The 9,055-nt window shown below is 45.2% G+C and carries 7 protein-coding genes; 1 reads left to right on the forward strand and 6 read right to left on the reverse strand.

Translation table 11 applies throughout. From position 1 onward, the window contains the following. Positions 1-41 precede the first annotated feature (41 nt). From hflX to tsaE, 6 genes are all read right to left on the reverse strand, one after another. Positions 42-1,331 (reverse strand): ribosome rescue GTPase HflX, encoded by a 1,290-nt coding sequence (gene hflX / locus R7O03_RS20660; protein WP_005381380.1) that lies wholly within the window; start codon positions 1,329-1,331, stop codon positions 42-44. A gap of 38 nt (positions 1,332-1,369) precedes the next feature. Next, a complete protein-coding gene (gene hfq, locus R7O03_RS20665; RefSeq protein ID WP_005381379.1) occupies positions 1,370-1,633 on the reverse strand; it encodes an RNA chaperone Hfq in 264 nt (87 codons plus the stop codon). Positions 1,634-1,827: 194 nt separating this feature from the next. Next, on the reverse strand, positions 1,828-2,760 hold the full coding sequence (gene miaA, locus R7O03_RS20670) for a tRNA (adenosine(37)-N6)-dimethylallyltransferase MiaA (RefSeq protein ID WP_005395375.1): 933 nt from the start codon (positions 2,758-2,760) through the stop codon (positions 1,828-1,830). Then, entirely contained in the window at positions 2,757-4,769 is a 2,013-nt protein-coding gene (gene mutL / locus R7O03_RS20675) for a DNA mismatch repair endonuclease MutL (protein ID WP_213964607.1), read from the reverse strand. Before mutL ends, miaA begins: the two co-directional genes overlap by 4 nt. Positions 4,770-4,787: 18 nt before the next feature. Then, complete coding sequence (locus tag R7O03_RS20680) at positions 4,788-6,497, reverse strand: N-acetylmuramoyl-L-alanine amidase (RefSeq protein ID WP_005381374.1); 1,710 nt, start codon at positions 6,495-6,497, stop codon at positions 4,788-4,790. Beyond that, entirely contained in the window at positions 6,491-6,955 is a 465-nt protein-coding gene (gene tsaE / locus R7O03_RS20685) for a tRNA (adenosine(37)-N6)-threonylcarbamoyltransferase complex ATPase subunit type 1 TsaE (protein WP_005381372.1), read from the reverse strand. The genes R7O03_RS20680 and tsaE overlap by 7 nt, the downstream gene beginning before the upstream one ends. 276 nt (positions 6,956-7,231) lie before the next feature. Here tsaE and queG point away from each other — a divergent pair, with 276 nt between their 5' ends. Then, a complete protein-coding gene (gene queG, locus R7O03_RS20690) occupies positions 7,232-8,359 on the forward strand; it encodes a tRNA epoxyqueuosine(34) reductase QueG (protein WP_213868912.1) in 1,128 nt (375 codons plus the stop codon). The last annotated feature ends 696 nt before the right edge of the window (positions 8,360-9,055 follow it).

The raw sequence follows: 9,055 nt of genomic DNA on the forward strand, positions 1-9,055 counted from the left end.
AAGCTCCATCATTTGATATGACGTTATACTGTAGCAGTCCTTTAAGTGACTATAAAGCCAGTCAAAACTGCCCCTTCTCTTTTTTCAAGTCTAGACCAATCTACTTGCTGCATTCGAATATCGATCAACAAGTTACCATCCTGGTCATATTCCTCACGTTGAATACACTTCATTTGGAAGAAGGTACTACGGAATCGTCCTTGATACTGTGGAGGAATTCGCAACTGATGCTCGACCATTTGTGACGCCAGACGTTCCGTCAGCGCCTCAAACAGGACATCAATGCCCAACCCATCCATTGCTGAAACCCAAACTGCGCGAGGTACGCCTTCCTCGTCTCGTTCTATACGTGGTTTCTGCGAATCTAGATTGTCGATTTTGTTCATGACAACCAGAGTCGGCACTTCATGCGCGTCGATCTCTTCTAGTACTTCATGAACAGCTTGAATATTCTCACGAAAACGCTCATCACTGGCATCAACAACATGTAACAAAATGTCAGCTTCTTGCGTTTCCTGCAAGGTTGCCTTGAAGGCCGCAACCAAGTCGTGTGGCAAATGTCGAATAAAACCAACCGTGTCTGCCAAGATGGCAGGACCAACATCTGCTAACTCTATCTTACGTAAAGTCGGGTCCAAAGTAGCAAATAATTGATCAGCCGCGTACACGCCAGCTTCTGTAATACGGTTGAAGAGTGTCGACTTACCCGCGTTGGTGTAACCCACAAGTGAAACCGTTGGGATTTCAGCTCGATTTCGGGCGCGGCGCCCTTGTTCACGCTGCTTCGCTACTTTGTCTAAGCGTCGCAGGATGGCTTTGATTCTGTCACGCAATAAGCGACGGTCGGTTTCCAGCTGGGTTTCACCCGGGCCACGTAAACCGATACCACCTTTCTGCCTTTCAAGGTGCGTCCAACCACGAATCAAACGAGTAGAGATATGACGAAGTTGAGCCAGCTCTACCTGTAGCTTACCTTCGTGTGTTCGAGCTCGTTGAGCAAAGATATCGAGAATAAGACCAGTGCGGTCGAGAACTCGACATTGGCACAGTGCTTCGAGGTTACGTTCTTGGGCAGGAGAGAGGGCGTGATTAAAAATCACAATTTCGGCACCAGTTGATTGTACCGCTGTAGCAATCTCTTGGGCCTTACCCTCTCCGACATAGTATTTCGGGTGTGGGGATTGACGACTACCAGTTACCACTTGTAGCGCCTCTACCCCAGCAGAAGAAACCAGCATTTCGAACTCAGCCAGATCTTCCCATTCACCTTCTTGCGTGAAGTTGATATGAACAAGTACGGCTCGCTCACCGGATTCATAACGGTCAAACAAGCAATCAACTCCTTATTTTAAAAATCCTCGATGAAGAATTAATCTTCTGATTTCTCTTGTGGACGCTCACCTTGTGGACGTTCACCGCTGTGATGGCTCACTGGACGAGCCGGCACAACTGTTGAGATCGCGTGCTTGTACACCATTTGGTTAACAGTATTCTTCAGCAGGATCACAAATTGATCGAATGATTCGATCTGACCTTGTAGTTTAATACCATTCACAAGGTAGATAGATACCGGGATACGCTCACGACGTAGCGCGTTTAGAAATGGGTCTTGTAGAGATTGCCCCTTAGCCATTTTTATTTTCCTTATTTAATTTGTAGTTGTAATTATTTAGCTAGTGGTGCAATGCAAAAGATACGGCTTTTGCATCTGAGCTAAACGAATCAAAAATGCACTCTAAGTAATTAGCAGCATAGTATAAAAACTGCCAACAACAGATCCTTTGAGAGTGCGTTCACGCAAAAACGATCACATTATACACAGCTATGTCAATCAGATGCTATTGCTTCCGACATCGTTTCTAATGCCTGTTCAATGTTCTCGCTATCCAACCAAGTTAAATCATCCCAGCTGCGTAACCAGGTGATTTGACGCTTGGCCAATTGACGAGTCGCGCATACGCCACGAAATACCGCTTCGTCACGTGTACACTCCCCATCTAAATACTCCCACATCTGTCGGTAACCGACGCATCGTATGGAAGGAAGATCGGGGTGAAGATCTTTTCGCGAATGTAACGCTTTCATTTCTTCTTCAAAGCCCGCTTCCATCATCTTCTCGAAACGGAGTTCAATCCGACGGTGAAGTTCTGCCCTATCCTTGGGAGCTATTGCAAACTGCTTGACTCTGTATGGTAGGCTTTCACCTTTCGTTTGAGTCAATTCAGTCAAAGTTTTACCTGAAATGCGAAAAACTTCCAATGCCCGAGATAAACGTTGGGGATCATTGGGATGGATTCTCGCGGCTGACACAGGATCAACCTCTTTGAGTTCATCGTGCAACACTGACCAACCTTTAGTCAATGCCTCTTGTTCAATTTGCTGACGAATTTCAGGATTTGCAGCAGGAAGTGGTGATAAACCTTCAAGTAACGCCTTGTAATACAGCATTGTTCCACCCACAAGAAGTGGAATTTTTCCTTCTGCAACAATATCATCCATCGCTTTCAATGCATCTCGACGAAAGTCGGCGACAGAGTAAGATTCACTTGGATCCAAAATATCTATCAAGCGATGAGGCGCCAAACTTAGCTCTTTTTCATCCGGTTTCGCCGTACCGATATCCATCCCTTTGTAGATCAAAGCAGAATCAACACTGATGATCTCAACCGGAAATTTTTGACGAAGACGAATCGCCAGCTCAGTTTTGCCTGATGCAGTTGGCCCCATTAAAAATAGCGCCAAAGGTAGTTTATCTGTCATGGTTTTAATTTGGCTATCGTGGCAGAGAAATCAACAGCGGATACGAATTTTGTATCTTCTAATGGCAATTGACCATGTCTTAGCTGTTCAAGTTCCGCAATAATTTGAATGGCTTCAGAAAAAGTATAGTGACTCTTCACTGTCGTGACCTGTAATGCGAGCCAATCTATCAACTCAGACAGCATCTGAGCCGCTGCTATACCTTCGTTCACACAAGATTGCGCGTAAGATAACAGATCTGGTACTAAATTTTGTAAGTTTTGTTGACGCAGCGGAGCTGGGACGCCCATCACCATTAAGGCGTGCTCGTTTCTCGCTTTCAATTGAATACCAAGCAATGCCAAATCTTGTTGATAATCTTGGGCCAGTCTCACTAATTCGGCCTCTAACTTAATAGATAGAGGAACAAGCAGAGGTTGTGCCTTAAGTGCACCATCGCTTGGAGTGAGCTGGCCTTTTACACGATAAAATTCTGCTCTAGGTAACGAGACTAACGCCGCCCCACTGTCACTGCTCATCAAAACAAATTGTTCATCGACCACCATCAGCGCTTTGCCTAATGCAGTAATCGATGGCATTGATGTTTGCGAAGTTATCGTTTGGGGCGCTATTGGAGTGACTGCCTGAGCCTCAAACTCTGGCGTTTTCAGCAGCTCGTGATAAGCGCGTACTTCTTGTTTAGTTGGCGCTGGTTCTACGTGGCGCTCTTTACTGTGACTTGGCTTTGGTGCGGGTTTGGATTCCACCCAATCATTACGTTTGAATGACTCCACTACGCGCGCCTCTCGCACGGAGGTCTCACTAAGACCGCTATTACGAGGCTTCACTTCATAATCACTGCGTCCAGGATAAGCCGGTGTACTCTCTATCGCTTGATAAACCCGCTCTGGCACCGGTGAAGATGCTGGCTCTTGTACTTTTTCAGGCTCTGGCGAATGCTCAATCTCTTCGGATTCAGTCGGTTCCACGCGATGAAATGCCGATTCATTCACCTGTGGTTTATCAATCACAGCGCTTTGTGAAAGTGCATCCGTCAAAGCTTGATAGATGAAATCATGCACCAAACGAGCTTGGTGGAAACGCACTTCATGCTTAGCAGGGTGAACATTCACATCTACTTGGTGCGGATCTAGCTCAATAAAGAGCACATACGCAGCAAACTGATCTGGCTTTAAGCTCATTTCATAGCTTTGACGAATCGCGTGATTGATTAATTTGTCACGCATCATTCGGCCATTCACATAGCAATATTGTAAATCGCTTTGCTGCCTTGCTCCCTCTGGTGTGGTAATCCACCCATGTAACTTTAACCCTTGATGCTCAAGCTCGATTCTGAGCATATGCCGCACAAACGCATTACCGCAGACAGCAGCAATACGCTTTTCGGTTTGAAGCTGATTTTTCGCCGCGCGATATTGACGGATGATCTTGCCGTTATGACGCACATTGATGGTGACATCAAAGCGGCTTAACGCAATGCGTTTCAATAACTCATCAATATGAGCAAATTCGGTTTTCTCCGTACGAAGAAACTTGCGACGCGCTGGAGTATTAAAAAATAAGTCCAACACCTCAACGGTAGTGCCAATCGGGTGCGCTGCTGGCTTAAGCTTCACCTGCATATCACGCCCTTCGGAGTAGGCACTCCAGGCTTCTTCTTGTGCCGCAGGACGCGACGTGAGCGTCAAACGCGAGACTGAGCTAATACTGGCTAACGCTTCACCGCGAAAACCTAGACTCATAATGGCTTCGAGATCATCTAAGGTATGTATCTTAGATGTCGCATGACGACTGAGCGCTAAGCCGAGTTCATCTTTCGCGATACCTTTTCCGTTATCACGAACACGAATCAGCTTTGCGCCTCCTTTCTCGATATCGATATCGATTCGAGTTGCGCCAGAATCAAGACTATTTTCAACCAGCTCTTTAATCACAGAAGCAGGTCTTTCGACCACTTCCCCTGCGGCGATTTGGTTTGCAAGTCTGGCTGGCAAAATTTTAATCGTCATAATGAGTTAGGAGCTCACCTACTTGTTTGGAATGATCAGGACTTGCCCAACCGCTAGCTGATCAGAGCGTAAGTTATTCGCTTTACGAATGCTCGATACGCTAACGCCGTATTTGGACGCTATTTTGCCAAGGAACTCACCCCGAGAAACCTTGTGCTTACGAATCGGTTTATCTTTTACCGCGACCGTTATCTTCAACTTTTGCCCTACCCACAAGGTATCTGACTTCAAGTTATTCTCTCGGCGGATATCTGAAACCTTCACTTTATAGTGATTCGCAATCTTACCTAAGAACTCACCAGACTTAACCTTGTGCGTAATGGTTTCTGTCTCAACAGTAATCGGTTTACTTGGCACTTTAATCGTACCAGCAGAAGGAATGTTGAGCTTCTGACCAATTGCCAAGCCTGTCGACTTCAAGTTGTTTGCCGACATCAGCGCTTTAGAGCTAAGCCCATATTTGTTCGCGATCACCGATAATGACTCGCCACGCTTTACAATATGTACCATTGGCTTCGCTGAAGGCGAGAACACCGTACCCTCTGGTGGGTTATCTTTTAAGTACTTGACGACCGCCTTAGTGATAGCCTGAGCTAACTTATCTTGGTGCGCTCGTTGAAACAGTAATCGCTCTTCTGTTGGGTTAGAAATAAAACCCGTTTCCACTAGCACAGACGGAATCTGTGGAGAGCGTAAAACCGCAAGGCTGGTGTTGATCGGTTTGGTGTTATGCAGGTGCGCAACACGTCCCATCTCACCTAGGATTTCTGTTGCCAGCTTATAGCCTTCTTTTTGTGAATGACTAAACTGCAAGTCCAACAAAGTTTGGTTCACGTTACGATCTTTTGTCTTCGTGAAGAACGCATTACCCGAGCCGCCCAATAACTCAGACTGTTTCTCATGGTTCTCGACCCAACGAGCAATTTCGGTATTTGCACGACGAGTATTTAGTACGAAGACCGATCCACCGCGAGGCTTCGGTGAAGTAAACGCATCTGCGTGAATGGAAATCAGCAAGTGCGCATCATTTTCACGAGCAATCGCGACACGACGGTTTAAGTTTACAAAATAATCTCCCGTACGAGTCATGCGCGTTTTAATACCAGGAGTCGCATCGAGCTGAGCAGCAATTTTTCTTGAGATACTCAATACCGCATCTTTCTCGTACTTACGACGTGAAGGGCCAATAGAGCCAGGGTCTTCCCCACCGTGACCAGGGTCGATAACAATTAACACTTCTTGAGCTCGTTGAACTGAACTCATGTCTTTGCTGGCCGCCGCTGGCTTACTCGGTTTAGAGGTCGATGCCTTCTTACCGTGCGGTAAATCAATCACCAAGCGGTGACCATACTGCCCACCTGGTGTTGGGCTTAATTTAAATAATTCCGCTTGAACGCTCTTTTTTAGTTCAAACACCAAACGATAAGTGCCCTTCTCTGGAGGCGAGCTTTTTCGTACCAGTTTTAAAACAGGGCTATCCGTAACAGTAACAGGCAGTTTGGCCTGCATCGTCGTGCTTTTTAAATCCACGACAAGGCGATCCGGCCCTGATAAAGAGAAATAGGAATAGTCAGCTTCCGAGCCTAAATCGATGACAACACGTGTTTCATCAGGTGAAGGCCAAACTCGAAAACTCTTAACGACGTTAGCAAATGCTAAATTGGGGATGAGAAGGAGAAAAGTGGCGACAAACGTCGCCACTACTCTAAAATTTGAAAAACTCAACATAGCTCCAATCGACTGAGTAACTGCACACCATAATCATTATTAGCTGTTAGTTCGGCTACACGTTGCTCACCTTGGTAGCGAATGTTTACATCAAGATCCGGTTGTGGCAGTAAGCCATGCCCTTTTTCAGGCCATTCAACCAAGCAAATCGCATCGTCTGTGAAATAGTCTCGAATCCCCATAAACTCAAGCTCTTCAGGATCCGCAAGACGATAAAGGTCGAAGTGATATACTTGCCACTGATCCAACTGGTACGGTTCGACTAGAGTATAAGTTGGACTTTTCACGTTACCTTGATGACCAAGAGCACGGACAAAACCACGACTAAAGGTTGTTTTACCTGCACCCAAATCACCATGCAGATAAATTGTGGTTTGCTGGGAACAAAGCTGAGCCAAAGCGGTGCCTAGTGCAACCGTTTCATGCTCATCTTTTAAATTGAATTGTTTCGTGCTCATTGATGCTTCTCTAACTAATGATCGTTGACTATATAAAAATCAAAAGAACAGGAATAGTAAACCGTGTTGGTTTTGAGAGACAAGCTTTCAAATGTCATATGTGCGAAAAAAGTATCCAATAAACGGTATCTTAATCATCTTAGTATCGACCTAGATTTAGAATATATGCAAATGACTTCAATAAGCAGTATTCACAACATCAAAAACGTACCTAACTGGGTAGCACCAAAGCCAGAGATCCGTTAAGATCCGCCCCCCTTTATTCCGGTGGTTAACATGAACTACGAACAACTCGCACAACAAATCAAAGTTTGGGGAAAAGAACTCGGCTTCCAAAAAGTTGGGATCTGCGACGTTGATCTGAGTGAACATGAAGCAGCACTACAAAAATGGCTTGATGCAGGCTATCACGGCTCCATGGATTGGATGGCTCGTCACGGTATGATGCGTGCTAGACCCCATGAGCTACTCCCGGGAACCGTTCGTGTTATCAGCGTCCGGATGGACTATCTGCCACCAGAGGCTCAATTCGCTTCGAACCTCGCGAATAAAAGTCATGCCTATATTAGCCGCTACGCACTAGGGCGCGATTATCACAAGCTCGTCAGAAAGCAGCTAAATAAGCTCGGCAAACTTATTGAACAAGAGGTTGGTCAATATGGTTACCGACCTTTCGTTGATTCCGCACCAATATTAGAGCGACCTCTCGCCCAAAAAGCGGGCTTAGGTTGGACCGGGAAACATTCCCTGATTTTAGATCAAGACTGTGGATCGTGGTTCTTTTTAGGTGAACTACTTATCGACTTACCACTACCCGTAGATGAGCCAAGTGTTGATCAGTGCGGTAAATGCAAAGCATGCATTACATCATGCCCAACACAAGCCATCGTTGAAGACAAAATTGTCGATGCCAGGCGTTGTATCTCTTATCTCACCATCGAGTTCGATGGCGTGATTCCTGAAGAGTTTCGAAAGCCAATGGGTAACCGCATTTATGGTTGTGACGACTGTCAATTGGTTTGCCCATGGAACCGCTACGCCGACATAACGGAGCAAGATGATTTCCACCGTCGTGACAGTTTCAAAAACCCTGACCTCGTCGACATGTTTAACTGGGATGAAGCGACTTTTCTAAAAAATATGGAAGGCTCCGCTATCCGTCGTATTGGTCATATACAGTGGCTACGTAACATCGCTGTCGCACTTGGTAATGCAGAATATAGTCAGCGAATCATAGATGCGCTGGAAAGTCGGCAAGGTGAAAATAAATTACTTGATGAGCACATTAAATGGGCTTTGACAGAGCAACTGAATCAACTCCCCACTGAGAGTAATTCATCTATAGAGACGAAAAAGCAACGCTTAATAAGGATAGTCGAGAAGGGACTGCCGAGAGACGCATAGAGCGTAGTCTATATGCAAGAGATTGAAAGTACTTTTGCATGTTCAATTCATGACCTTGTTCTCAATTTTGTAATGTGGAAAAAAATTTGAGATTCAAGAAAAACAAGCTAGCAGAAAAAAGTTAAACACAGCTCGGAGAAATGACTAGGATCAAAAAAATACCAGTTAATGATCGTATTTTAACGTACTCGATCCGACAAAAAACTTATTTTTTCTTTATATAACAACGATTTAATTGATATTTCTTTGTTGTTTCAACTTCACTTTAGAGAAAAGATCTTTCTTCCCCATCATAAAAAGTCAAGCTAAAAACACTTTATCAACCAACTTATCCACAGAACGACGTATGTGGATAACTCTGTTAATTAAAGTAGATAAAACACGCGAAGCCTCATCATACTTGTACGTCAGCCGATTCATATCGTGTTTTAAACACAAACGAAATCGTCCGACATCATATGATGCGGATAAAAGTTTAGCTTTTGGGGATTCATGCTTCGCAGCATTATGAAAAGAGCGATGTGATTGGTTGCGAGAAGCAGGCGTTGAATCAAGCGGCGCATCCGTAGACGACTTAACAATTGTATACTAAATAAGTACTCAATCTATCGTCTTGTATTTGGTTGCGGGGGCCGGATTTGAACCGACGACCTTCGGGTTATGAGCCCGACGAGCTACCAAGCTGCTCCACCCCGC

This window comes from Vibrio sp. Vb2960, from assembly GCF_033337665.1.
GTDB lineage: Bacteria > Pseudomonadota > Gammaproteobacteria > Enterobacterales > Vibrionaceae > Vibrio > Vibrio alginolyticus.